Source organism: Streptomyces crystallinus, from assembly GCF_039521265.1.
Taxonomy (GTDB): Bacteria; Actinomycetota; Actinomycetes; order Streptomycetales; family Streptomycetaceae; genus Streptomyces; species Streptomyces crystallinus.
The window spans coordinates 24,102-48,177 of sequence record NZ_BAAACA010000015.1; the positions used below are offsets into that span (position 1 = coordinate 24,102).

23 protein-coding genes are annotated in these 24,076 nt (G+C 71.2%); 15 read left to right on the plus strand and 8 right to left on the minus strand.

Annotated features, from left to right (window positions below; genetic code table 11):
- The 8 genes from tpiA (at position 1) to ABD236_RS15545 (ending at position 7,696) form a co-directional block, all read left to right on the plus strand.
- A complete protein-coding gene (gene tpiA / locus ABD236_RS15510; protein WP_344074268.1) occupies positions 1 to 777 on the plus strand; it encodes a triose-phosphate isomerase in 777 nt (258 codons plus the stop codon).
- Positions 778 to 887: 110 nt separating this feature from the next.
- On the plus strand, positions 888 to 1,124 hold the full coding sequence (gene secG / locus ABD236_RS15515) for a preprotein translocase subunit SecG (protein WP_344074269.1): 237 nt from the start codon (positions 888 to 890) through the stop codon (positions 1,122 to 1,124).
- A 109-nt stretch (positions 1,125 to 1,233) separates the two neighbouring features.
- Positions 1,234 to 1,569, plus strand: coding sequence for an RNA polymerase-binding protein RbpA (locus ABD236_RS15520; RefSeq protein ID WP_003976875.1), 336 nt, complete (start codon positions 1,234 to 1,236; stop codon positions 1,567 to 1,569).
- A 122-nt stretch (positions 1,570 to 1,691) separates the two neighbouring features.
- The gene (locus tag ABD236_RS15525) at positions 1,692 to 2,912 is read left to right on the plus strand and encodes an MFS transporter (RefSeq protein WP_344074270.1); all 1,221 of its coding nucleotides are present in this window, start codon (positions 1,692 to 1,694) and stop codon (positions 2,910 to 2,912) included.
- Between the two features lie 68 nt (positions 2,913 to 2,980).
- The gene (gene pgi, locus ABD236_RS15530) at positions 2,981 to 4,633 is read left to right on the plus strand and encodes a glucose-6-phosphate isomerase (RefSeq protein ID WP_344074386.1); all 1,653 of its coding nucleotides are present in this window, start codon (positions 2,981 to 2,983) and stop codon (positions 4,631 to 4,633) included.
- Positions 4,634 to 4,637: 4 nt separating this feature from the next.
- Positions 4,638 to 5,135 (plus strand): PH domain-containing protein, encoded by a 498-nt coding sequence (locus ABD236_RS15535; protein ID WP_344074271.1) that lies wholly within the window; start codon positions 4,638 to 4,640, stop codon positions 5,133 to 5,135.
- On the plus strand, positions 5,132 to 6,790 hold the full coding sequence (locus tag ABD236_RS15540; protein WP_344074272.1) for a PH domain-containing protein: 1,659 nt from the start codon (positions 5,132 to 5,134) through the stop codon (positions 6,788 to 6,790). Before ABD236_RS15535 ends, ABD236_RS15540 begins: the two co-directional genes overlap by 4 nt.
- A gap of 60 nt (positions 6,791 to 6,850) precedes the next feature.
- Positions 6,851 to 7,696, plus strand: a complete 846-nt coding sequence (locus ABD236_RS15545) for a poly-gamma-glutamate hydrolase family protein (protein ID WP_344074273.1) — start codon at positions 6,851 to 6,853, stop codon at positions 7,694 to 7,696.
- A gap of 71 nt (positions 7,697 to 7,767) precedes the next feature.
- Here ABD236_RS15545 and pgl read toward each other — a convergent pair whose 3' ends face one another.
- From pgl to tkt, 5 genes are read right to left on the minus strand one after another with little or no spacing between them, the layout of a single operon-like run.
- Complete coding sequence (pgl, locus tag ABD236_RS15550; RefSeq protein WP_344074274.1) at positions 7,768 to 8,550, minus strand: 6-phosphogluconolactonase; 783 nt, start codon at positions 8,548 to 8,550, stop codon at positions 7,768 to 7,770.
- The gene (gene opcA / locus ABD236_RS15555; protein ID WP_344074275.1) at positions 8,547 to 9,587 is read right to left on the minus strand and encodes a glucose-6-phosphate dehydrogenase assembly protein OpcA; all 1,041 of its coding nucleotides are present in this window, start codon (positions 9,585 to 9,587) and stop codon (positions 8,547 to 8,549) included. The genes pgl and opcA overlap by 4 nt, the downstream gene beginning before the upstream one ends.
- Complete coding sequence (gene zwf / locus ABD236_RS15560; protein WP_344074276.1) at positions 9,584 to 11,107, minus strand: glucose-6-phosphate dehydrogenase; 1,524 nt, start codon at positions 11,105 to 11,107, stop codon at positions 9,584 to 9,586. The genes opcA and zwf overlap by 4 nt, the downstream gene beginning before the upstream one ends.
- A gap of 3 nt (positions 11,108 to 11,110) precedes the next feature.
- Positions 11,111 to 12,229: a transaldolase gene (gene tal, locus ABD236_RS15565; RefSeq protein ID WP_344074277.1), complete on the minus strand. Its 1,119-nt coding sequence runs from the start codon at positions 12,227 to 12,229 to the stop codon at positions 11,111 to 11,113.
- Positions 12,230 to 12,263: 34 nt separating this feature from the next.
- Positions 12,264 to 14,366, minus strand: a complete 2,103-nt coding sequence (gene tkt / locus ABD236_RS15570) for a transketolase (protein ID WP_344074278.1) — start codon at positions 14,364 to 14,366, stop codon at positions 12,264 to 12,266.
- 330 nt (positions 14,367 to 14,696) lie between these two features.
- Between tkt and ABD236_RS15575 the strand changes: the two genes are divergently transcribed.
- From ABD236_RS15575 to ABD236_RS15585, 3 genes are all read left to right on the plus strand, one after another.
- Positions 14,697 to 15,650, plus strand: coding sequence for a heme o synthase (locus tag ABD236_RS15575; protein WP_344074279.1), 954 nt, complete (start codon positions 14,697 to 14,699; stop codon positions 15,648 to 15,650).
- A 92-nt stretch (positions 15,651 to 15,742) separates the two neighbouring features.
- Complete coding sequence (locus ABD236_RS15580) at positions 15,743 to 16,084, plus strand: hypothetical protein (RefSeq protein WP_344074280.1); 342 nt, start codon at positions 15,743 to 15,745, stop codon at positions 16,082 to 16,084.
- Between the two features lie 71 nt (positions 16,085 to 16,155).
- Entirely contained in the window at positions 16,156 to 17,259 is a 1,104-nt protein-coding gene (locus ABD236_RS15585) for an amidohydrolase (protein ID WP_344074281.1), read from the plus strand.
- Here ABD236_RS15585 and ABD236_RS15590 read toward each other — a convergent pair.
- From ABD236_RS15590 to ABD236_RS15600, 3 genes are read right to left on the minus strand one after another with little or no spacing between them, the layout of a single operon-like run.
- Positions 17,233 to 18,237, minus strand: coding sequence for a COX15/CtaA family protein (locus ABD236_RS15590; RefSeq protein ID WP_344074387.1), 1,005 nt, complete (start codon positions 18,235 to 18,237; stop codon positions 17,233 to 17,235). The two genes, ABD236_RS15585 and ABD236_RS15590, sit on opposite strands and share 27 nt — an antisense overlap.
- A gap of 55 nt (positions 18,238 to 18,292) precedes the next feature.
- Positions 18,293 to 19,060, minus strand: coding sequence for an ABC transporter permease (locus ABD236_RS15595; RefSeq protein ID WP_344074388.1), 768 nt, complete (start codon positions 19,058 to 19,060; stop codon positions 18,293 to 18,295).
- Between the two features lie 2 nt (positions 19,061 to 19,062).
- A complete protein-coding gene (locus ABD236_RS15600; RefSeq protein WP_344074282.1) occupies positions 19,063 to 19,989 on the minus strand; it encodes an ABC transporter ATP-binding protein in 927 nt (308 codons plus the stop codon).
- Positions 19,990 to 20,338: 349 nt separating this feature from the next.
- On the opposite strand from ABD236_RS15600, the gene ABD236_RS15605 reads away from it, so the two are divergent.
- The 4 genes from ABD236_RS15605 (at position 20,339) to ABD236_RS15620 (ending at position 24,073) form a co-directional block, all read left to right on the plus strand.
- A complete protein-coding gene (locus ABD236_RS15605) occupies positions 20,339 to 21,088 on the plus strand; it encodes a helix-turn-helix transcriptional regulator (RefSeq protein ID WP_344074283.1) in 750 nt (249 codons plus the stop codon).
- The gene (sufB, locus tag ABD236_RS15610) at positions 21,085 to 22,506 is read left to right on the plus strand and encodes a Fe-S cluster assembly protein SufB (protein WP_344074284.1); all 1,422 of its coding nucleotides are present in this window, start codon (positions 21,085 to 21,087) and stop codon (positions 22,504 to 22,506) included. The genes ABD236_RS15605 and sufB overlap by 4 nt, the downstream gene beginning before the upstream one ends.
- A gap of 65 nt (positions 22,507 to 22,571) precedes the next feature.
- Positions 22,572 to 23,753 (plus strand): Fe-S cluster assembly protein SufD, encoded by a 1,182-nt coding sequence (sufD, locus tag ABD236_RS15615; RefSeq protein WP_344074285.1) that lies wholly within the window; start codon positions 22,572 to 22,574, stop codon positions 23,751 to 23,753.
- Complete coding sequence (locus ABD236_RS15620) at positions 23,753 to 24,073, plus strand: bifunctional 3-phenylpropionate/cinnamic acid dioxygenase ferredoxin subunit (RefSeq protein ID WP_344074286.1); 321 nt, start codon at positions 23,753 to 23,755, stop codon at positions 24,071 to 24,073. Before sufD ends, ABD236_RS15620 begins: the two co-directional genes overlap by 1 nt.
- The last annotated feature ends 3 nt before the right edge of the window (positions 24,074 to 24,076 follow it).

Consider the following 24,076-nt stretch of genomic DNA (forward strand, 5'->3'; position numbering starts at 1 on the left):
GTGACCACGCGTATGCCGCTGATGGCCGGCAACTGGAAGATGAACCTCAATCACCTTGAGGCCATCGCGCACGTCCAGAAGCTCGCCTTCGCCCTGGCCGACAAGGACTACGACGCAGTCGAGGTCGCGGTCCTGCCGCCCTTCGTGGACCTGCGGTCGGTGCAGACCCTGGTCGACGGGGACAAGCTCAAGATCAAGTACGGCGCCCAGGACATCTCGGCGCAGGACTCCGGTGCCTACACCGGCGAGATCTCGGGCTCGATGCTCGCCAAGCTGAAGTGCACGTACGTGGCCGTGGGCCACTCCGAGCGCCGTCAGTACCACGCCGAGAGCGACGAGCTCTGCAACGCCAAGGTGAAGGCCGCGTTCAAGCACGGCCTGACCCCGATCCTCTGCGTCGGCGAGGGCCTGGACGTCCGCAAGGCCGGTGACCAGGTCTCCTACACGCTGGCCCAGCTGGACGGCGGCCTCAAGGACGTCCCGGCCGAGCAGGCCGAGTCCATCGTGATCGCGTACGAGCCGGTGTGGGCCATCGGCACCGGCGAGGTCGCCACCCCCGAGGACGCCCAGGAGGTGTGCGGCGCGATCCGCGGCCGCCTCGCGGAGCTCTACTCGCAGGAGCTGGCCGACAAGGTCCGCATCCAGTACGGCGGCTCGGTCAAGGCCTCGAACGTGGCCGCGATCATGGCCCAGCCGGATGTCGACGGCGCCCTGGTGGGCGGCGCGGCACTGGACGCCGACGAGTTCGTCAAGATCGTCCGCTTCCGCGACCAGTGAGTATGCGGTAGCGCGGATCCGTCGTACCCTTGCGGGGGTCGGGCTCGGGATTATGGAATACGTCCCCCCGGCCCCCGTCGCCATATCAGTCCTAGGAAGTTGGTCCAGCCGTGATTGTCGGGTTCTCGATTGCCCTGATCGTCTTCAGCCTGCTGCTGATGCTGCTGGTGCTGATGCACAAGGGAAAGGGCGGCGGCCTCTCCGACATGTTCGGTGGCGGAATGCAGTCGTCCGTCGGCGGCTCCTCGGTCGCCGAGCGCAACCTCGACCGCATCACCGTCGTGGTCGGTCTGTGCTGGTTCGCGAGCATTGTCGTACTTGGTCTGCTGATGAAGCTGGACAACTGATCTGTCGTATCCGCGTTCAGGGGTGGGTGTAACTACAATCACTGGACGCGCGTTGGGCCTTACGTAGACTGGGGCATCTTCGAGCACCATCACGCAGGGAGTTACGACCGTGGCAAGTGGCAACGCGATCCGGGGAAGCCGGGTCGGAGCGGGGCCGATGGGTGAGGCCGAGCGCGGCGAGTCCGCGCCGCGCCTGCGCATCTCCTTCTGGTGCTCGAACGGGCACGAGACGCAGCCGAGCTTCGCCAGTGACGCACAGGTTCCGGAGACGTGGGACTGCCCGCGCTGCGGTTTCCCGGCCGGTCAGGACCGGGACAACCCGCCGGACCCGCCGCGCACGGAACCGTACAAGACCCACCTCGCGTATGTGCGCGAGCGGCGCAGCGACGCGGACGGCGAGGCGATCCTCGCGGAGGCGCTCGCCAAGCTGCGCGGCGAGATCTGACAGCGAAGGGCCCGGCGGACGAACTTGGTTCGGCTGCCGGGCCCTTCGGCATCACCGCAGGTCAAGGCCGATTGTCAGTGGCTCCCCCTACCGTGTGAATCAGTCGATCACATGGGGGAGTTGTGGCAGCACTGCAGAGCGCCGGCGACGCGGTCGAGGTGCCCGCGTGGCGCGGGGGGTTCGGCCGGCTGTGGACGGCCGCGGTCGTCTCCCGGTTCGGGGACTCGCTGCGCGCCGCCGCGCTGCCGCTGCTCGCCGCCACACTGACCAGCGACCCCATGCCGGTCGCGCTCGTCACGGCGTGCGGGTTCCTGCCGTGGCTGCTCTTCGGCCTGCTCGGCGGGGCCCTCCCTGACCGGGTGGACCAGCGCCGCGCCATGTGGGCGGTCGACCTGGTGCGCGGCGCGCTGATGGCCGCCTTCGCCGCCGCCGTGGCCCTGGGGCACGCCTCCATAGCCCTGCTCATCGCGCTCGCCTTCGCGCTCACCACCCTCCAGACGCTCTTCGACAACGCGGCCACCGCCCTGCTGCCCGCGCTGGTGCCGCAGCCGGCGCTCGGCCGGGCCAACGCCCGGCTGATGACCGGCCAGCAGCTGGCCGGCGCCTTCCTCGCCGCGCCGCTGGTGCCGCTCCTGCTGACCGCGGGCGAGGGCGTGCCGTATGTGGCGGACGCGCTGAGCTTCGCGCTGGCCGCCGCGCTGGTGGCCTCGCTGCGCACGGCGGCCCCCGAGCGGCCCGCCCGCAAGCCCGGCTCCACCCTGCGCGGCGAGACGGCCGAGGGGCTGCGGGCGCTGTGGGGCGAGCGGAGCCTGCGGGCGCTCTGCGTGGCGACGACCCTCTGCAACATCGGCGTGGGCGCCCTGATAGCCACCCTGGTCCTGCACATCACCGGCTGGCTCCACGCGGGCCACGGCGGCTACGCGGCGGCGATCACGGCGTACGGGGCGGGGAGCGTGGCCGGCGGTCTGCTCGCCGCCCGACTGGCGCGCCGGCTGGGCCGGATGGGGAGCGTGCTGCTGGCCGGTGCGGTCCAGACGGTGTGCCTCGCGGCGATGGGGTCCATACGGGAGGTGTGGGTATCGATCACGGCCATGGCGGTGTTCGGGCTGATGGGGATGGTGTGGAACGTCAACCAGGTGACTTTGATGCAGGAGCGCACCCCGCAGGCCATGCTGGGACGCACCAGCGCCGCCTTCCGCACGCTCGCCGTGGCGGGGACGCCGCTGGGCGCGCTGCTCGGCGGCGCCACGGCCGCCTCCTGGGGGCTCAACACCCCCGCCCTGGTGGCGTCCGGATTGTTCCTGGCCGCCGTTGTCGCTCTGATTCCTGCCCTTACGTTCTGATCAACTAGGTTGGGAAGGCAGCGGGGCAGGTACGTACGCGAGTACGAGGAAGTGGGCTGATGTCACAGATGAACACAGAAGGCCGTACCAGGCTCAACCAGATGCCCGAGTGGACCGCACTGGGCAAGCACCGCGAGCAGATGGGCGACACCCATCTGCGCGAGCTCTTCGCCGCCGACCCCGGCCGTGGCACCGGATACACCCTGACGGTCGGCGATCTGTACCTCGACTACTCGAAGCACCTCGTCACCGACGAGACCCTGCGGCTGCTGCGCGAGCTGGCCGCCGCCGCGGACGTGGCGGGCCTGCGGGACGCCATGTTCCGCGGCGAGAAGATCAACACGACCGAGGACCGCGCGGTGCTGCACACCGCGCTGCGCGCGCCGCGCGACACGGTCGTCGAGGTCGACGGGGAGAACGTGGTGCCGGGCGTGCACGCCGTCCTGGACAAGATGGCGGCCTTCGCCGACCGTGTCCGCTCCGGCGAGTGGACCGGGCACACCGGCAAGCGCATCAAGAACGTCGTCAACATCGGCATCGGCGGATCCGACCTCGGTCCGGCGATGGCGTACGAGGCGCTGCGCTCCTTCACCGACCGGGGCCTGACGGTCCGTTTCGTCTCCAACGTGGACGGCGCCGACCTCCACGAGGCGGTCCGCGACCTCGACCCGGCCGAGACGCTGTTCGTCATCGCCTCCAAGACCTTCACCACCATCGAGACCATCACCAACGCCACCTCCGCGCGCGACTGGCTGCTCACCGGGCTGAGGGCCGGTCAGGAAGCGGTCGCCAAGCACTTCGTGGCCCTGTCCACCAACGCCGACAAGGTGGCGGACTTCGGCATCGACACGGCCAACATGTTCGAGTTCTGGGACTGGGTCGGCGGGCGCTACTCGTTCGACTCGGCGATCGGCCTCTCGCTGATGATCGCCATCGGCCCGGACCGCTTCCGTGAGCTGCTCGACGGCTTCCACCTGGTCGACGAGCACTTCCGCACCGCCCCGGCCGAGGCCAACGCCCCGCTCCTGCTCGGTCTGCTGGGCGTCTGGTACGGGCAGTTCTTCGACGCCCAGTCGCACGCCGTGCTGCCCTACAGCCACTACCTGTCGAAGTTCACGGCCTACCTCCAGCAGCTCGACATGGAGTCCAACGGCAAGTCCGTGGACCGGGACGGCAACCCCGTCGACTGGCAGACCGGCCCGGTCGTCTGGGGCACCCCGGGCACCAACGGGCAGCACGCCTACTACCAGTTGATCCACCAGGGCACCAAGGTCATCCCGGCCGACTTCATCGGCTTCGCCGAGCCGGTCGCCGACCTCCAGCCCGGCCTGGTCGCCCAGCACGACCTGCTGATGGCCAACTTCTTCGCCCAGACCCAGGCCCTGGCCTTCGGCAAGACGCCCGAGGAGGTGCGCGCGGAGGGCGTGGCCGAGGAGCTGGTGCCGCACAAGACGTTCCGCGGCAACCACCCCACCACCACCATCCTGGCGCGCGAGCTGACGCCGTCCGTCCTCGGCCAGCTCATCGCGCTGTACGAGCACAAGGTGTTCGTCCAGGGCGCGATCTGGAACATCGACTCCTTCGACCAGTGGGGCGTGGAGCTGGGCAAGGTGCTCGCCAAGCGCGTCGAGCCCGCGCTGACCGAAGGGGCCGAGGTGCCGGGCCTGGACGGGTCCAGCAAGGCCCTGGTCGCCAAGTACCGGGCGCTGCGGGGACGTTGAGGCCATGGCGGGGGAGGGGGCGGTGCTGAGACCGCCGAGGAACGCGCTGGCCCCGGCGGCCGTCGGCTGGTGGCGCACCCAGTGGCTGGCGCTGACCGCGGCGCCGGTGGTGGTCCTCGCCGTCCTCGGCGCGCTCCTCGCCCCCGCCCGGCCGTGGCTGCTGTCGGTCGCGGCCGGGCTCGCCGCGGCGGGGGCGCTCTGCGCCGCCCTGCTGCCCCCGTGGTGGTATCGAGTGCACCGCTGGGAGGTCACGGACGACGCGGTGTACGTACGTACGGGCTACTTCTGGCAGGAGTCGCGGATCGCGCCGATGTCCCGGATCCAGACCGTGGACACCGTGCGCGGCCCGCTGGAGCGGCTGTTCGCGCTGGCCACGGTCACCGTCACCACCGCCTCCGCCAAGGGCGCCCTGCGGATCGAGGGCCTGCACCACGAGGTGGCGGCCGACCTCGCCGAACGGCTGACGAGGATCACGGGGGCGACCCCGGGGGACGCCACATGAGCGGCGACCGCATGAGCGGCGCCCCCGCGGGCGGCGACCGCGCGGGCGCCCCCGCCTCTCCTGCGCCCGCCTCCCCTTCGGCCGTCTCTCCTCTGCCCGACGCCGCCGGGTCCGAGTCCCCCGCCCAGGTCGCTCCCGCCGACGCCTGGCTGCGGCTCGACCGGCGGCGGGTGCTCGTCTCCACGGTCCTGGGGGCCGGGCTCGCCCTCGGCGCCGGGCTGCCCACGGCGCTCGCCATGCTGGGCAGGGTGTCGGGCGGCTGGGTGTTCGCCGTGCTCTTCGGCTGGCTGGTGCTGCCGCTCGGCGGCGGCGCCCTGGCCGGATACGCGGGCTGGCGCCGCACCCGGTACCGGATCGGCCCCGAGCGGGCCGAGCTGCACACCGGCCTGCTCCTGGTGAAGCGCCGCTCGCTGGCCCGTGAGCGGATCCGCAGCGTCGACCTCACCGCCAACCCGCTGCTGCGGATCCTCGGTCTGGTCAGGGTCAGGATCGGCACCGGCGAGCACAGCGGCGGCGAGTCCACCCTCGTACTGGACCCGGTCGGCCGGGCCGAGGGCGAGCGGCTGCGGCGGGTGCTGCTGGCCCGCGAGTCCGCCGGGCCCGAGGGCGCCCACCGCACGGGCGAGCTGGCGGCGCTCGACGCCGGCTGGATCCGGTACGCGCCGGTGTCGTTCGTGGCGCCCGCGCTGGCCGGGGCCGCGTTCGGCGGGCTGATGCAGCTCAGCGACTGGTTCGGCGTCCAGGACGAGGTGGTGCGCTGGGCCGGGGACCGCTTCCAGGACACCGCGCTCGGCTGGATCGTCCTCACGGTCGCCGCCCTGGCGCTGGTCGTGGGCGTGGTCGGCGCGCTCGGCCTCTGGGTCGAGATGTGGTGGAACTACCGCCTGGAGCGGGAGCCCGGCGGCACCCTGCGGGTGCGCCGGGGCCTGTTCACCGCGCGCTCGCTCTCCATCGAGGAGCGCAGACTGCGCGGCGTGGAGCTGGTCGAGCCGCTGGGCGTCCGGCTCTGCGGCGCGGCCCGGCTCGACGCGATCGCCACCGGCCTGGCCACGGGCGAGGACGACGAGCACGCCGACCACAAGACCCTGCTGCCGCCCGCGCCCCGGGCGTTCGCGTCCGAGGTGGCCGCCCGGGTGCTGCGCGAACCGGCCGCCCCGACCGCCACCGCCCTGACCGCGCACCCGCGTGCGGCCCGGGCCCGGCGGCTGCGGTGGGCGCTGCTCGCCGCGCTCGTACCGGTGGCGGTGCTGACCTTCCTGGGGGTGCTGCTCAGCCCGGTCCTGCTGTATGGGGCGGCGGGGCTTGCGGCGGTCGGGGTGCCGCTCGCGGTGGCGCTCGCCCTGGACGCGTACCGGAACCTGGGGCACGGCCTCGACGGCGCCTATCTGGTGGCCCGTTCGGGCACGGTCCGCCGGACCACGGTGGCGCTCCAGCGCGGCGGGGTCATCGGCTGGACGGTGAAGCAGTCCCTCTTCCAGCGCCGCGCCGGGCTGCTCACCCTGACGGCCACGACGGCCGCCGGCGCCGGTGCGTACTCGGTACGCGACGCCGCCGAGGCCGAGGCCCTCGCCTTCGCCGCGGAGGCCGTCCCGGGACTCCTGGAGCCGTTCCTGATACGGGAACCGGGGCCCGACGGACCGGCCGAAACACGCTGAAACGGCCGGAAGTCGACCCCGGCGTGATCACGCCCGTACGGCCCGGGGATCATTGAGCCCATGACTACTACCAGCCGTCGTACGGTCCTCACCGCCCTGGCCACCGCCACCGTCGCGGGTCCGCTGATGGGCGGGCTCGGCGCGAGCACCGCCCACGCCACGGGGGCCAACGACCTCTACGACTCCAACACCGACCTCTACACCAAGCTCGCCGGCAAGGAGGGCACCGACTTCGCGAGACGCTACAAGCGCCACGAGCAGGTCGACAGCGACCAGAAGACGGCCCTGCCCTACGGCCGTACCGCCGTTCTCGCGCTGCACGGCGGCGGCATCGAGGGCGGCACCTCCGAGCTGTGCCTCGGCATCGCGGGCTACGACCCCGCCACGCTCGCGGCCAAGGGCGGCCCGGCGTACGACTACTGGATGTTCGAGGCGATCCGCAGCAGCAACAACAGCGAGCTGCATGTCACCTCGAAGAACTGCGACGACAAGGTGGCCCTGTCCATAGCCGCCGCGAACCTCAACGTGGTGAGCCTGCACGGCTGCACCGCCGCCCAGGCGGGCGCACCCACCACGCGCCCCGAGGCGGTGGTCGTGGGCGGCCTCAACAGCACCTTCAAGGCCTATCTGCGCGACGCTCTGGGCACCGCCGGCTTCCAGACCATCGACGGCTCGACCGAGCCGGACCTGGCGGGTGTCGACCCGGCCAACATCTGCAACCGGACCCTGCTCGGCAAGGGCGCGCAGCTGGAGATCACCACCGAGCTGCGCAAGTCCATGTTCACCGTGAACACCATCGCGGGCCGGGCGACCAGCACCACGCCCGTCTACGACAAGTTCGTGGCGGCGGTCCGCAGCGCCATCGCCCGCCTGGAGGCCTCCGGCGGCGAGCAGATCATCCTCTGACGCTCGCGCCGCACAGCAACGGGCCCGGTCCACCAAGCAGGTGGACCGGGCCCGTTCGCCTCAGGGTGAGGTCACGGTGAGGCGGGCGGATACAGCGCGCGCGGCAGCCGGGAGGCGGCCGCCGAGTCGAGCAGCCACAGGGTGCGGCCACGGCCGTACGCACCCGCGGCCGGAGCCTGCACCTCGCCCGCGCCCGACAGGGCGATGGCCGCGGCCTGCGCCTTGTCCTCGCCCGCCGCGAGCAGCCACACCTCGCGGGCCGCCCGGATCGCCGGCAGCGTCATCGAGACCCGCACCGGCGGCGGCTTGGGCGCGCCGTGCACCCCGACCACCGTCCGCTCGGTCTCGCGCACCGCGGGCAGCTCCGGGAAGAGCGACGCTACATGGGTGTCGGGGCCGACCCCCAGCATCAGCACGTCGAACGTCGGCACGTCGCCGTGGTCCTCGGGGCCGGCCGCGGCGGCCAGCTCCTCGGCGTAGGCGGCGGCCGCCGCGTCGACGTCCTTGCCGTACGGGCCGTCGGAGGCGGGCATCGCGTGCACCCGCTTCGGGTCGACCGGCACCGCGTCGAGCAGCGCCGCCCGGGCCTGGGTGACATTGCGCTCCGGGTCGCCCTCGGGCAGGAACCGCTCGTCACCCCACCACAGGTCGAGCCGCGACCAGTCGATCGCGTCCCGGGCCGGGGAGGAGGCGAGGGCCGCGAGCAGTCCGTTGCCGTTGCGCCCGCCCGTGAGGACCACGGACGCCGAGCCGCGCGCGGCCTGGGCGTCCACGATCTTCGTGATCAGCCGGGCCGCCGCGGCCTGGGCCATCAGCTCCTTGTCGCGGTGGACGACGAGCTGAGGGGTGCTCACTTGGCCGCCGCCTTCTTGGCCGGGGCCTTCTTCGCGGCGGGCTTGGCGTCCGAGCCCTCCGCCGCCGGAGCGGCAGCGGCCTCGGCGACGGCCGCGGCCTTCCCGTCGGACGGCTCGCCGAGCCGGTCCACGCCGAACTTCAGCGCAGAGGCATAGGTGTCGTCCGGGTCGAGGCGCCGCAGCTCCTCGGCGATCAGCTCGGCCGTCTCGCGCCGCTTGAGCGCCACCGCGCGGTTGGGCTGGCCCTGGATCGAGAGCGTGGCCAGCGAGCCGTCGGCGCGGTCCAGGACGATCGGACCGCAGTCCGTCTCCATCCGTACGGCCGTCAGACCCGGGCCGGAGGACTGCGAGCGCTTCACCGGTACGTCGAGGCGGTCCGCCAGCCACATGGCGAGCAGCTCGCAGCTCGGGTTGAACTCCTCGCCCTCCACCTCGACCGCGGTCACCTTGCACGACACCTGGTCCAGCGCCGCGGCCAGCATCGAACGCCAGGGCGTGATGCGGGTCCACGACAGGTCGGTGTCGCCCGGGGTGTAGGTCTCGGCGCGGCTGGTCAGCTCCTCTATGGGCTGCTCGGCGGCGTAGGTGTCGGTGACCCGGCGCTGCGCGAGGGCGCCCAGCGGGTCGTTGGCCGGGTCGATGGGCGAGTTCACCGGCCACCAGACGACGACCGGAGCGTCCGGCAGCAGCAGCGGCAGCACCACCGACTGGGCGTGGTTGACCACCTCGCCGTACAGCCGGAGCATGACCGTCTCGCCGGTGCCGGCGTCCGCGCCGACCCGCACCTCGGCGTCCAGGCGCGACTGGGTGCGGTCGCGCGGCGAGCGCGAGACCCGCTTGATGACCACCAGGGTGCGCGAGGGGTGCTCGCGCGAGGCGTCGCTCGCGGCGCGGAGCGCGTCGTACGCGTTCTCCTCGTCGGTGACGATGACCAGGGTCAGCACCATTCCGACGGCGGGGGTGCCGACGGCGCGGCGGCCCTGGACCAGCGCCTTGTTGATCTTGCTGGCCGTGGTGTCCGTAAGGTCGATCTTCATGGCCGGCGCCAGCTCCGTCCGTCTCGTGCGAGCATTTCGTCCGCCTCGACCGGGCCCCAGGTGCCCGACGGGTACTGCGCGGGCTTGCCGTGGGCGTCCCAGTACTGCTCGATCGGGTCGAGGATCTTCCAGGACAGCTCGACCTCCTCCAAGCGGGGGAAGAGGTTGGAGTCGCCGAGCAGGACGTCGAGGATGAGCCGCTCGTACGCCTCGGGGCTGGACTCGGTGAAGGACTCGCCGTAGGCGAAGTCCATCGAGACGTCCCGGACCTCCATCGAGGTGCCCGGCACCTTGGAGCCGAACCGCACGGTCACGCCCTCGTCCGGCTGGACCCGGATGACCAGGGCGTTCTGCCCCAGCTCCTCCGTCGCCGTGTGGTCGAAGGGGGAGTGCGGGGCGCGCTGGAAGACCACCGCGATCTCGGTGACCCGGCGGCCCAGCCGCTTGCCGGTGCGCAGATAGAACGGCACGCCCGCCCAGCGGCGGTTGTCGATCTCCAGCTTGACCGCGGCGTAGGTGTCGGTCTTCGACTTGGGGTCGATCCCGTCCTCCTGGAGGTAGCCGACGGCCTTCTCGCCGCCCTGCCACCCGGCCGCGTACTGGCCGCGCACGGTGTTGGAGCCCAGGTCCTTCGGGAGCCGCACGGCGCCCAGGACCTTGGTCTTCTCGGCCGCGAGCGCGTCCGCGTCGAAGGAGGCGGGCTCCTCCATCGCGGTCAGCGCGAGCAGCTGGAGGAGGTGGTTCTGGATGACGTCACGGGCCGCGCCGATGCCGTCGTAGTAGCCGGCCCGGCCGCCGATGCCGATGTCCTCGGCCATGGTGATCTGGACGTGGTCGACGTACGACCGGTTCCAGAGCGGCTCGAACATGGTGTTGGCGAAGCGGAGCGCCAGGATGTTCTGGACGGTCTCCTTGCCGAGGTAGTGGTCGATCCGGAAGACCTCGTCCGGCGGGAAGACCTCGTGGACCACCTGGTTGAGCTCCTGTGCGGAGACCAGGTCGTGGCCGAAGGGCTTCTCGATGACCGCGCGGCGCCAGGAGCCGTCCTTCTGGTCGGCGAGCCCGTGCTTCTTGAGCTGCTGGACGACCTGCGGGAAGAACTTGGGCGGCACCGAGAGGTAGAAGGCGAAGTTGCCGCCGGTGCCCTGCGCCTTGTCGAGCTCGGCGATCGTCGACTTCAGCTGCTCGAAGGCGTCGTCGTCGTCGAAGTCGCCCTGGACGAAGCGCATGCCCTGGATGAGCTGCTGCCAGACCTCCTCGCGGAAGGGGGTCCGCGCGTGCGCCTTGACGGCGTCGTGGACCTCCTGCGCGAAGTCCTCGTCCTGCCACTCGCGGCGGGCGAAGCCGATCAGCGAGAAGCCCGGCGGCAGCAGACCCCGGTTGGCGAGGTCATAGACGGCAGGCATCAACTTTTTACGGGACAAATCGCCCGTGACGCCGAAGATCACCAGGCCCGACGGCCCCGCGATGCGCGGGAGCCGTCGGTCTGCGGCGTCACGCAGCGGATTGCTGCTTGACAAGATTTACGCCTCCGAGGGTGCGAGGCGCTTGAGCTCCGCCTCGGTCGACTTGAGCAGGTCGTTCCAGGACGCCTCGAACTTCTCGACGCCCTCGTCCTCCAGGAGCTGCACGACCTCGTCGTAGGAGATCCCCAGCTTCTCGACGGCGTCGAGCTCGGCGCGGGCCTGCTCGTAGGTGCCCGTCACGGTGTCGCCGGTGATCTGCCCGTGGTCGGCGGCCGCCTCCAGGGTGGCCTCCGGCATGGTGTTCACCGTGTTGGGGGCGACCAGGTCGTCGACGTACAGGGTGTCCTTGTACGCCTTGTCCTTGACGCCGGTGGAGGCCCACAGCGGGCGCTGCTTGTTGGCGTGCGCCTTGTCGAGGGCGGCCCAGCGGTCCGAGGAGAAGACCTCCTCGTACGCCTGGTAGGCGAGGCGGGCGTTGGCGAGGCCCGCCTTGCCGCGGGCGGCCTTGGCCTCGTCGGTGCCCAGCGCGTCGATCCGCTTGTCGATCTCGGTGTCCACCCGGGACACGAAGAAGGACGCCACGGAGTGGATCTTCGACAGGTCCAGGCCGCGCTCCTTGGCCTTCTCCAGGCCGGTCAGGTAGGCGTCCATGACCTTGCGGTAGCGCTCCAGCGAGAAGATCAGCGTGACGTTGACGCTGATGCCGAGGCCGATGGTCTCGGCGATCGCCGGCAGACCCGCCTCGGTGGCCGGGATCTTGATGAGCGTGTTCGGCCGGTCCACCAGCCACGCCAGCTGCTTGGCCTCGGCGACGGTGGCCCGGGTGTCGTGCGCCAGGCGCGGGTCGACCTCGATGGAGACCCGGCCGTCCTGGCCCTCGGTCGCGTCGAAGACCGGGCGCAGGATGTCGGCGGCGTCCCTCACGTCCGCCGTCGTGATCATGCGGATGGCCTCTTCGACGGTGACCTTGCGGGCCGCCAGGTCGGTCAGCTGGGTGTCGTAGCCGTCGCCCTGGCTGATCGCCTTCTGGAAGATCGACGGGTTGGTCGTGACGCCCACCACGTGCGACTGGTCGATCAGCTCGGCCAGGTTGCCGGACGTGATCCGCTTGCGCGACAGGTCGTCGAGCCAGATCGCGACGCCTTCGTCGGAGAGGCGCTTGAGTGCGTCTGTCATAAGAAATGCATCTCCTACTAGTCGTATACCGGCGTCAGCGCGTGGCGGCGGCGAGAGATTCCCGGGCGGCGGCGGCCACGTTCTCGGCGGTGAAGCCGAACTCCTGGAACAGGACCTTGCCGTCGGCGGAGGCACCGAAGTGCTCCAGGGAGACGATGCGGCCCGCGTCGCCCACGTACCGGTGCCAGGTCAGCCCGATGCCGGCCTCGACCGCGACCCGCGCCCGGACCGACGGCGGCAGGACGCTGTCCTTGTACGCCTGGTCCTGCTCCTCGAACCACTCGACGGACGGCATCGAGACGACCCGGGTCGGGACGCCCTCGGCCTGGAGCGCCTCGCGCGCCTCGACGGCGAGCTGGACCTCGGAGCCGGTGCCGATGAGCACGACCTGGGCGTCAGCGGTCTCGCCCGAGGGGCCCGTGGCCTCGAACAGGACGTAACCGCCCTTGGCCGCGCCCTCGTTGGGCTCGTACGTCGGCACGCCCTGGCGGGTCAGCACCAGGCCGTGCGGGGCGCCCTTGCCGAACACCTTGGTGTAGCGCTTGAGGATCTCGCGCCAGGCGATCGCGGTCTCGTTGGCGTCCGCCGGACGGACCACGTTCAGACCCGGGATCGCGCGCAGCGAGGCCAGGTGCTCGACCGGCTGGTGGGTCGGGCCGTCCTCGCCCAGACCGATGGAGTCGTGCGTCCACACGTACGTCACCGGCAGGTGCATCAGGGCCGACAGGCGCACCGCGTTGCGCATGTAGTCGGAGAACACCAGGAAGGTGCCGCCGTAGATACGGGTGTTGCCGTGCAGCGCGATGCCGTTCATCTCGGCGGCCATCGAGTGCTCGCGGATGCCGAAGTGGATCGTGCGGCCGTACGGGTCGGCCTCGGACAGCGGGTTGCCGGCCGGCAGGAACGAGGAGTTCTTGTCGATCGTCGTGTTGTTCGAGCCCGCGAGGTCGGCGGAGCCGCCCCACAGCTCGGGGATGACCGCGCCCAGCGCCTGGAGGACCTTGCCGGAGGCGGCGCGGGTGGCGACGCCCTTGCCGGACTCGAAGACCGGGAGCTTCTCCTCCCAGCCCTCGGGCAGCTCGCCCGCGTTGACGCGGTCGAACTCGGCGGCGCGCTCGGGGTTGGCCGTGCGCCAGGCGGCGAACGACTTCTCCCACTCGGCCCGGGCCTCACGGCCGCGGTCCAGGGCGGCGCGGGTGTGCGCGAGGACCTCGTCGGCGACCTCGAAGGTCTTCTCCGGGTCGAAGCCCATGACGCGCTTGGTGGCCGCCACCTCGTCGTCGCCGAGCGCCGAGCCGTGCGCGGCCTCGGTGTTCTGCGCGTGCGGGGCGGGCCAGGCGATGATCGAGCGCATCGCGATGAAGGAGGGGCGCCCGGTCTCGGCCTTGGCGGCCTCGATCGCCTCGAACAGCGCCTTCGGGTCCAGGTCGCCGTTCTCCTTGGGGGCCACGCGCTGGACGTGCCAGCCGTACGCCTCGTACCGCTTCAGCGTGTCCTCGGACACGGCGGTCTCGGTGTCGCCCTCGATGGAGATGTGGTTGTCGTCCCAGAGCAGGACCAGGTTGCCCAGCTTCTGGTGACCGGCCAGCGAGGACGCCTCGGCGGAGATGCCCTCCTGGAGGCAGCCGTCGCCGGCGATCGCGAAGACGAAGTGGTCGAACGGGGAGGTGCCGGGGGCTGCCTCCGGGTCGAACAGACCGCGCTCGTAGCGGGCGGCCATGGCCATGCCCACGGCGTTGGCGACACCCTGGCCCAGCGGGCCGGTGGTGGTCTCCACGCCGGTGGTGTGGCCGTACTCCGGGTGGCCCGGGGTCTTGGAGCCCCAGGTGCGGAAGGCCTTCAGGTCGTCCAGCTCCAGGCCGTACCCGGCCAGGTAGAGCTGGACGTACAGCGTGAGGGACGAGTGGCCCGCGGACAGCACGAAGCGGTCGCGCCCGGTCCAGTCGGCGTCCGCCGGGTCGTGGCGCATCACCTTCTGGAAGAGGGTGTACGCGGCCGGGGACAGGCTCATCGCCGTACCAGGATGGCCGTTGCCGACCTTCTGTACAGCATCCGCGGCCAGAACGCGGCCGGTGTCAACGGCCCGCTGGTCCAGTTCGGTCCACTCAAGGTCTGTGGTGGTCGGCTTGGTGCTCACCCTGAGTCAGGGCTCCTCTCCACATGTTCGTTCCCGGTGACTGTGGGCGCACCGGGCGTTGTCGAGCCTACCCCCGCCGGAACGCTCATTTTTTCGACTGCCCACCGGTTGGGACACACACCTCCAGAGTGCCCAAGACCGGTCACTTCCGCCTCACGGCGTAGTCTTCGCGACCCGGCCCCAACACGAGCCCACCCCCGCGAAGGGCGGCGTATGGGCAACGTCTACAGTGGCGTGGTACGCGCAAGTCTTCACCGGGCTCTCCTGCCCGGAACGTCCGGGCCCATCCGACCGATTGCCCCGGGACTTGCTGGGAATTCTCTGTCAGGGGTGTGCGTGACGGCCGTCGAGTCCCGACCCGCAGGGGTCGTCTTGACTCCCAGCCCGGGGGGCCATCGGCCGTTCGGGGCCCGCGTCAAGGCGTTCGTGGCACTGACCAAGCCGCGGATCATCGAACTGCTCCTCATCACCACCATTCCGGTGATGTTCCTGGCCGAGCAGGGCGTCCCGTCACTCTGGCTGGTGCTCACCACCACCATTGGCGGCTATCTCTCCGCGGGCGGCGCCAACGCGCTGAACATGTACATCGACCGCGACATCGACGCCCTGATGGACCGCACCTCGCAGCGGCCGCTGGTCACCGGAATGGTCTCGCCGCGCGAGTGCCTGGCGTTCGGCATCACCCTCGCGGTCGTCTCGACGCTCTGGTTCGGACTGCTCGTCAACTGGCTGTCCGCCGCGCTGTCCCTCGGTGCGCTGCTCTTCTACGTGGTCATCTACACGATGATCCTCAAGCGCCGCACCTCGCAGAACATCGTCTGGGGCGGCATCGCGGGCTGTATGCCGGTCCTCATCGGCTGGTCGGCCGTCACGGACTCGATGTCCTGGGCCGCGGTCATCCTCTTCCTGGTCATCTTCTTCTGGACGCCGCCGCACTACTGGCCGCTGTCGATGAAGGTGAAGGAGGACTACGCGCGCGTGGGCGTCCCGATGCTGCCGGTCATCGCCTCCAACAGGGTGGTGGCCCGCCAGATCGTCGCCTACAGCTGGGTGATGGTCGCCGTCTCGCTGCTGCTGACCCCGCTCGGCTACACCGGCTGGTTCTACACGGCGGTGGCGCTGGTCTCCGGCGGCTGGTGGCTCTGGGAGGCGCACGGGCTCCAGAACCGCGCCAAGTCGGGCGTGACGGGCGCGAAGCTCAAGGAGATGCGCCTGTTCCACTGGTCCATCACCTATGTCTCCCTGCTCTTCGTGGCGGTCGCGGTGGACCCGTTCCTGCGGTAGTTCGCCCGCTCTTCGGTACGGGAGGGCCCAGTGGTACAAGCCACTGGGCCCTCCCGTCGCATCTGGATCTACTCGCGAGTAGCATCCTGCTCATGGCAGACACCCAGGTTGACGAGAAGCAGGCCGCCAAGGCCGAGCGGCGGGCGGCTCGCCTCGCCAAGCAGATCGGCCACTTCGCCCAGGAGCACGGCGGCGCCGAGGGCCAGGTGGCGTACCTCGGTCAGCGCGGCGCGCGGATCGTGCTGGTGGGGGAGGACGGCGGCTGGGGCGACCTGGTGGCCCCCAGCCACGCCATCGCGCTGAGCGCGGTCGAGAAGGCCGGGATCACCGTCCACGAGGACTTCGACGGCGAGTTCGCGGCCAAGGTGAAGACCGGCCGGTACGAGTGGAGCCGGATGGCCGGGATCCAGCTCGGCGGTCCTAAGAACGGCTGAACGGCAACAGCAACACTCATCCGGGGCTCACCCGTTAGTGAGGTGGAAGCACACCACCCAGGGAGCCCCGGATGATCGACGCCGCGCCGCAGCCGGACCTGGTGGACCAGTACTGCCACGGGGTGCTCCGCACCGAGCTGGGGCTCGGCACGTTCGAGACGCAGCTCGGCAGGACCGGTGCCCCGCCCGCCCCCGGCACCACCTTCTTCGACACCCAGACCGGCTTCGCCGTGCGCCGCTGGTGTCCGCCGCTGCTGGACCTGGAGGCGCACTGCACCCCGGCCCGCTATCTGGCCCGCCGGCGCGAGCTGGGCGTCCTGGAGAGCGCGCGGCGGCTGCTGCGCGGCTCGGGCGTGTCCACCTATCTGGTCGACACCGGCCCGCCCGGCGATCTGACCGGGCCGGACGAGCTGGCCGGCGCCGGGGCCGCCGAGGCCCATGAGATCGTCCGCCTCGAACTCCTCGCCGAGCAGGTCGCCGACACCTCGGGAACCGTCGACGCCTTCCTCGCCAACCTCGCCGAGGCCGTGCACACCGCGGCCGCCTCCGCAGTCGCCTTCATCTCCGTCACGGCCGTACGCCGGCGCCTCGACCCGGACCCGCCCGGGCCCGGCGAGGTGCGCGGTGCGGCGGGCCGCTGGCTGACCCGGCGGCGCATCCAGGAGCCGCTGGAGGACCCGGTGCTGCTGCGGCACCTGCTGTGGAGCGCGGTCGCCTCGGGGCGCCCGCTCCAGCTGCGGCTCGGCATGGACGACGCCACCGGCCTCGCGGGGTTCGCCGCCGCCACCAACGGCCTGGGCACGGACCTGGTGCTGCTGCACGGCTATCCGTACCACCGCCAGGCCGCCCATCTGGCGAGCGTCTTCCCGCATGTGTACGCGGACGTGGGGCCCGCCCTGGTGCGGACCGGGGCGCGGGCCGCCGACGTGCTGGCGGAGCTCCTGGAGCTGGCGCCGTTCGGGAAGCTGCTCTACTCCAGCGGGGCGCGCGGGCTGCCCGAGCTGCATGTGGTGGGCGCGCGGCTGTTCACGCAGGCGCTCGGCCGGGTGCTGGGCGCCTGGGTGGCCGACGGCGCCTGGGCGCGTACCGACGCCGAGCGGGTCGCCGCGCTGATCGGGGCGGGCAACGCCCGGCGGGTGTACGGGCTGTCAGGCGCGGGTGAGCGCCGGGTCTGACTGGGCCGGGACGGGCACGGCGGTGTGCGGACGCTCGCGCAGCGAGAGCAGCACGCGCACCACGGCGATCCACACCAGGCAGGAGCCGAACATGTGCAGGGCCACCAGGGCTTCGGGGGTCTTGGTGAAGTACTGGACGTATCCGATGACCCCCTGCCCCATCAGTACCAGGAACAGGTCACGGGCCCGGTTGCGCGGGCCCACCGGGGCGTCGACCGCCTTCAGGACGAACCAGAGCGCGACGGTCAGGGCCACCACGACCCAGGCGAGGTCGGCGTGCAGCTGGCTGATCATCGTCCAGTTCAGCGGGATGCGCTCCACGTCGCTGGAGTCGCCGGCGTGCCGCCCGGCGCCCGTGACGACCGTGCCGACCGCGACCAGCAGGCCCGCCGCGACCACCAGCAGCCAGGTCAGCTGGACCACGGCCCGGCCCACCAGCGGGCGCGGCTCGCCGTCGCCCTCGCGGGTGCGCTGCCAGGTCGTCATCGCGACCGTGAGCAGCGCGGTGGAGAGCAGGAAGTGCGCCGCGACCGTGTACGGGTTGAGGCCGACCAGGACGACGATGCCGCCCAGGACCGCGTTGCCCATGACGACCCAGAACTGGACCCAGCCGAGCCGGGTGACGCTGCGCCGCCAGGGCTTGGCCGCGCGGGCCGCGACGATCGCCCAGCCGACGGCCGCGCACAGCACGTAGGTGAGCATCCGGTTGCCGAACTCGACGGCGCTGTGGAAGTCCATCTCGCCGGTCGGCGCCAGGCTCTGGTCGGTGCACTTGGGCCAGGTCGGGCAGCCGAGCCCGGAGCCGGTGAGCCGTACCGCGCCGCCGGTCACCACGATGACGACGGCCATGACGACGGCGATGAGCGCCGCGCGCTGGACGGTCCGCGGGGACGGCGTCCACCGCTCGGCGATGAAGGCGAGCGGGTTGCGCACCGCCTGAGCCGCTTCGGCTCGGGTCACGTTCGGCATGGGCTCTATCGTAGGGCTCCGTTTGTGCACGTTTTCACGAGGGGTCGGCCCCCGGCCGGGCCCCTTACTCCCAGCGGAAGAACCGCGCCGCCGCGCCCAGGCCCAGCACCGTCCAGACCGCCAGGATCCCCAGGTCGCCCCAGGGCATCGAGGCGCCGTGCTGGAGGACGTCGCGCAGCCCGTCGGAGAGGGCCGAGATGGGCAGCAGCCCGAGCGCGGTCTGGACACCGCCGGGGAACTTGTCCATCGGCACGATGACCCCGCCGCCGACCAGCAGCAGCAGGAAGACCAGATTGGCGGCGGCGAGCGTCGCCTCCGCCTTGAGGGTGCCCGCCATCAGCAGCCCGAGCCCGGAGAACGCGGCCGTGCCCAGCACCAGGAGCAGCAGCACGGCGAACGGGTTGCCGTGCGGCGACCAGCCGAGCGCGAAGGCGATCACGGTGAGCAGGACGATCTGGAGGACCTCGGTGACCAGCACCGACAGCGTCTTGGCGGTCATCAGGCCCCAGCGCGGCAGCGGGGAGGCGCCGAGCCGCTTGAGCACGCCGTAGCGGCGCTCGAAGCCGGTGGCGATGGCCTGGCCGGTGAAGGCGGTGGACATCACGGCGAGCGCGAGGACCCCGGGGGTGAGGAAGTCGACCGACTTCCCGTCGCCGGTGTCGATGATGTCGACGCCGCTGAACAGCACGAGCAGCAGCGTCGGGATGACCACGGTGAGCAGCAGCTGCTCGCCGTTGCGCAGCAGCATCCGCGTCTCCAGCGCGGTCTGCGCGCCGATCATCCGGCCGACGGGCGCGGCCCCGGGGTTCGGCGTGTACGTACCGGTACCGATGCTCATCGGCGCAGCTCCCTGCCGGTCAGCTCCAAGAAGACGTCCTCCAGGGTGTGGCGCTCCACCGCGATGCCGTCGGGCATCACGCCGTGCTGGGCGCACCAGGAGGTCACGGTGGCCAGCAGCTGCGGGTCGACGGTGCCGCTGATGCGGTACGCGCCCGCGGTGAGCTCGGCCGCCGCCGTGCCGTCGGGCAGCGCCTTGAGGAGCGAGGCGAGGTCGAGCCCGGGGCGGCCGGTGAAGCGCAGGGTGTTCTCGGCGCCGCCCCGGCAGAGCGTCTCGGGGGAGCCCTGGGCCACGACCTTGCCCGCGTCGACGATCGCCACGTCGTCCGCGAGCTCCTCGGCCTCGTCCATGAAGTGCGTGGTCAGGACCGTCGAGACGCCGTCGGCGCGCAGCTCCCGTACGAGGTCCCAGGTGGCGCGGCGGGCCTGCGGGTCGAGGCCCGCGGTCGGCTCGTCCAGGAAGACCAGCTCGGGGCGGCCGACCACGGCCATGGCGAGGGCGAGGCGCTGCTGCTGGCCGCCGGAGAGCCGGCGGTAGGTGGTGCGGCCGCAGCTCTCCAGGCCCAGGCGCTCGATGAGGGCGGGCACGTCCAGGGGGTGCGCGTGCAGCTTCGCCATGTGGCGGAGCATCTCCTCGGCGCGGGCGCCGGAGTAGACGCCGCCGGACTGGAGCATCACGCCGATGCGCGGGCGCAGCCGCTCGGCCTCGGTGACCGGGTCCAGGCCCAGGACGCGGACGGTGCCGGCGTCGGGTCTGCGGTAGCCCTCGCAGATCTCGATCGTGGTGGTCTTGCCGGCACCGTTGGGGCCGAGGACAGCGGTGACGGTCCCGGCGGCGACCCGCAGGTCGAGGCCGTCCACGGCGGTCTTCGATCCGTACCGTTTGACCAGGCCGCTGACCTGGACGACGGACTCGCTCTTCATGACGGGCAAGTCTAGGCAGCGCGGGAAGGGCACCGGACCGGGGGAGGGGGTCGTACGGGGGCACGGACGCGCGGGTGCGCGACCTTCGATTTCCGGCCATCCGGGGCCCGTACGAGGAGCCCGGGCGGCCCGGCCGAAAACGCTCGTCCGGCGGCCGCCGAAACGGACCTCGTACGGGTCATACGCCGAGGTCAAAGGGGTCGGCGCCGCCCTTTCCCCGGGTGCCCCATTTGATCGATCAGAGATCGTTTCCGCAGGTCAGCTTAGGTATGCCTAAGTGATGCACCGCACCGTTCGATGATCGCGACGTGGCTTGTCAGGCTCTGAGGAATTACGCAACAATGGTGTTGTGAAAAACGTCGGCGAGGCTCCCCAGGAGGAACTCGCGACCGGTGAGCGGTCCACCCGCAACCGGGTCGCGCGCTCCATCCTGGACCATGGGCCCTCCACCGTCGCGGACCTCGCGAAGCGCCTCGGCCTCACCCAGGCCGCCGTCCGCCGCCACCTCGACGCACTGGTGGCCGACGAGGTCGTGGCCCCCCGCGAGCAGCGGGTGTACGGCGCACGGACCCGCGGCAGGCCCGCCAAGGTCTTCGCCCTCACGGACTGCGGGCGGGACGCCTTCGACCAGTCGTACGACAAGCTGGCCGTGGACGCGCTCCGCTGGATCGAGCGGTCCGCGGGCGGCGGCGCGGCCGGCGAGGAAGCCGTCGTCGCCTTCGCCCGGGCGCGGATCGAGGCCCAGTCCGAGAGCTACCGCGAAGCCGTCGAGGCGGCGCCGCCCGAGGAGCGCACCGAGGCCCTGGCCAAGGCCTTGACCGCCGACGGGTACGCTGCTACGGCGCGCAGCGCGCCCCTCCCCGGACGGGGCGAGCAGCTCTGCCAGCACCACTGCCCGGTCGCGCACGCCGCCGAGCAGTTCCCGCAGCTGTGCGAGGCGGAGACGGAGTTCTTCTCCCGCCTGCTCGGAACCCATGTGCAGCGTCTGGCCACCATCGCCCACGGCGACGGGGTGTGCACGACGTTCATCCCGCACAGCGCACCATCACAGACCACCGAATCAGCATCCACAAGCACGGCCGGGAGGAACCCCGCATGACTCTCCCCACGGAGACTGCCCACCCCGAACTCGAGGGTCTGGGCAACTACGAGTACGGCTGGGCCGACTCCGACGCGGCGGGTTCCGCTGCCAAGCGCGGGCTCTCCGAGGACGTCGTCCGCGACATCTCGGCGAAGAAGAACGAGCCCGAGTGGATGCTGAAGCTGCGCCTCAAGGGCCTGCGCCTGTTCGACAAGAAGCCCATGCCGAAGTGGGGCTCGGACCTCTCGGGCATCGACTTCGACAACATCAAGTACTTCGTGCGCTCCACCGAGAAGCAGGCCGCTTCCTGGGAGGAACTGCCCGAGGACATCAAGAACACGTACGACAAGCTCGGCATCCCCGAGGCGGAGAAGCAGCGCCTCGTCGCCGGTGTCGCGGCCCAGTACGAGTCCGAGGTCGTCTACCACCAGATCCGCGAGGACCTGGAGCAGCAGGGCGTCATCTTCCTGGACACCGACACCGCGCTGAAGGAGCACCCGGAGCTCTTCCAGGAGTACTTCGGCACGGTCATCCCGGTCGGCGACAACAAGTTCGCGTCGCTGAACACGGCCGTGTGGTCCGGCGGCTCGTTCATCTACGTGCCCAAGGGCGTCCACGTGGACATCCCGCTCCAGGCCTACTTCCGTATCAACACGGAGAACATGGGCCAGTTCGAGCGGACGCTGATCATCGTGGACGAGGACGCCTACGTCCACTACGTCGAGGGCTGCACCGCCCCGATCTACTCCTCGGACTCGCTGCACAGCGCCGTCGTCGAGATCATCGTCAAGAAGGGCGGCCGCTGCCGCTACACGACGATCCAGAACTGGTCGAACAACGTCTACAACCTGGTCACCAAGCGCGCCGTGGCGTACGAGGGCGCGACCATGGAGTGGATCGACGGCAACATCGGTTCCAAGGTCACCATGAAGTACCCGGCCGTCTACCTGATGGGCGAGCACGCCAAGGGCGAGACCCTCTCCATCGCCTTCGCGGGCGAGGGCCAGCACCAGGACGCCGGCTCCAAGATGGTCCACATGGCGCCGAACACGTCGTCCAACATCGTCTCCAAGTCGGTGGCGCGCGGCGGCGGCCGCACCTCGTACCGCGGTCTGGTCGAGATCGGCGAGGGCGCGGCCGGATCGAAGTCGAACGTGCTGTGCGACGCGCTGCTGGTCGACACGATCTCCCGCTCCGACACCTACCCGTACGTCGACGTCCGCGAGGACGACGTGTCCATGGGCCATGAGGCGACCGTCTCCAAGGTCTCCGAGGACCAGCTCTTCTACCTGATGAGCCGCGGTCTGACCGAGTTCGAGGCGATGGCGATGATCGTGCGCGGCTTCGTCGAGCCGATCGCCAAGGAGCTGCCCATGGAGTACGCCCTGGAGCTCAACCGGCTGATCGAGCTGCAGATGGAGGGCTCGGTCGGCTAGTACGGCGACCGCCCCCGCAGCACAGCGACATCCTTTTGACGTAGGAAGAGAGCAACACGACAGCCATGGCTGAGGCTCAGAACATCCCGGCGGGCTCCACCACCGCCGGCTCGATCGCGGTGGCCGCCGAGTCGACCGTCGCCACGCGCATGAGCGCGCCCCCGTCCTTCGACGTGGCCGACTTCCCGGTGCCGCACGGCCGCGAGGAGGAGTGGCGCTTCACCCCGCTGGCGCGGCTGCGCGGGCTGCACGACGGCTCCGCCGTCGCGACCGGCGACGGGCTGCGCGTCGAGGTGAGCGCCCCCGAGGGCGTCACCGTCGAGACCGTCGGCCGTGACGACGCCCGGCTCGGCCGGGCCGGCACCCCGGTGGACCGGGTCGCCGCCCAGGCCTACTCCTCGTTCGAGAAGGCCTCGGTCGTGACCGTCGCCAAGGAGGCGGTGCTCAGCGAGCCGATCCGGATCGCCGTGCACGGCGAGGGCGGCACCGTCTTCGCGCACCAGGTCGTCGAGCTCGGCGCGTTCGCCGAGGCCGTCGTGGTCATCGACCACACCGGTGACGCGGTGCTCGCCGCCAACGTGGACTTCGTCCTCGGCGACGGCGCCAAGCTGACCGTCGTCTCCGTACAGGACTGGGACGACAAGGCCGTCCACGTCGCCCAGCACAACGCGCTGGTCGGCCGGGACGCCTCCTTCAAGTCCGTGGTCGTCACCTTCGGCGGCGACGTGGTCCGGCTGCACCCGCGGATCTCCTACGAGGGCACCGGCGGCGAGGCCGAGCTGTTCGGCCTGTACTTCACCGACAAGGGCCAGCACCAGGAGCACCGGCTCTTCGTCGACCACAACACGCCGCACTGCAAGTCCAACGTCGTCTACAAGGGCGCCCTCCAGGGCGACGACGCGCACGCCGTGTGGATCGGTGACGTGCTCATCCAGGCCAAGGCCGAGGGCACCGACACCTACGAGATGAACCGCAACCTGGTCCTCACGGACGGCGCCCGCGTCGACTCCGTGCCGAACCTGGAGATCGAGACCGGTGAGATCGCCGGCGCCGGTCACGCCTCGGCCACCGGCCGCTTCGACGACGAGCAGCTGTTCTACCTGATGGCGCGCGGCATCCCGGAGGCCGAGGCCCGCCGTCTGGTGGTGCGCGGCTTCTTCGCCGAGCTCGTCCAGCAGGTCGGCGTCGCCGACGTCGAGGAGCGTCTGCTCGCCAAGATCGAGGCGGAGCTGGAGGCGTCCGTCTGATGACCGCCTTCGTCCGCGTCTGCGCACTGAGCGAGCTGGAGGAGGACACCCCCAGGCGGGTGGAACTCGACGGCACGCCGGTGTCGGTCGTCCGTACCGCGGGCGAGGTGTTCGCGATCAACGACATCTGCTCGCACGCGAACGTCTCGCTGTCGGAGGGCGAGGTGGAGGACTGCCAGATCGAGTGCTGGCTGCACGGCTCCAGCTTCGACCTCCGCACCGGCAAGCCGTCCGGCCTCCCCGCGACGCGACCCGTGCCCGTTTACCCCGTAAAGATCGAAGGGGACGATGTGCTCGTCTCCGTATCCCAGGAGAACTAAGTC

Coding starts and splice junctions, on each gene's coding strand:
- pgi (WP_344074386.1), top strand. CDS start 2,981: ATGAACACAGAAGGCCGTACCAGGCTCAACCAGATGCCCGAGTGGACC.
- ABD236_RS15535 (WP_344074271.1), top strand. CDS start 4,638: ATGGCGGGGGAGGGGGCGGTGCTGAGACCGCCGAGGAACGCGCTGGCC.
- ABD236_RS15540 (WP_344074272.1), top strand. CDS start 5,132: ATGAGCGGCGACCGCATGAGCGGCGCCCCCGCGGGCGGCGACCGCGCG.
- ABD236_RS15545 (WP_344074273.1), top strand. CDS start 6,851: ATGACTACTACCAGCCGTCGTACGGTCCTCACCGCCCTGGCCACCGCC.
- opcA (WP_344074275.1), bottom strand. CDS start 9,587: ATGAAGATCGACCTTACGGACACCACGGCCAGCAAGATCAACAAGGCG.
- tal (WP_344074277.1), bottom strand. CDS start 12,229: ATGACAGACGCACTCAAGCGCCTCTCCGACGAAGGCGTCGCGATCTGG.
- ABD236_RS15580 (WP_344074280.1), top strand. CDS start 15,743: ATGGCAGACACCCAGGTTGACGAGAAGCAGGCCGCCAAGGCCGAGCGG.
- ABD236_RS15585 (WP_344074281.1), top strand. CDS start 16,156: ATGATCGACGCCGCGCCGCAGCCGGACCTGGTGGACCAGTACTGCCAC.
- ABD236_RS15600 (WP_344074282.1), bottom strand. CDS start 19,989: ATGAAGAGCGAGTCCGTCGTCCAGGTCAGCGGCCTGGTCAAACGGTAC.
- sufB (WP_344074284.1), top strand. CDS start 21,085: ATGACTCTCCCCACGGAGACTGCCCACCCCGAACTCGAGGGTCTGGGC.
- sufD (WP_344074285.1), top strand. CDS start 22,572: ATGGCTGAGGCTCAGAACATCCCGGCGGGCTCCACCACCGCCGGCTCG.
- ABD236_RS15620 (WP_344074286.1), top strand. CDS start 23,753: ATGACCGCCTTCGTCCGCGTCTGCGCACTGAGCGAGCTGGAGGAGGAC.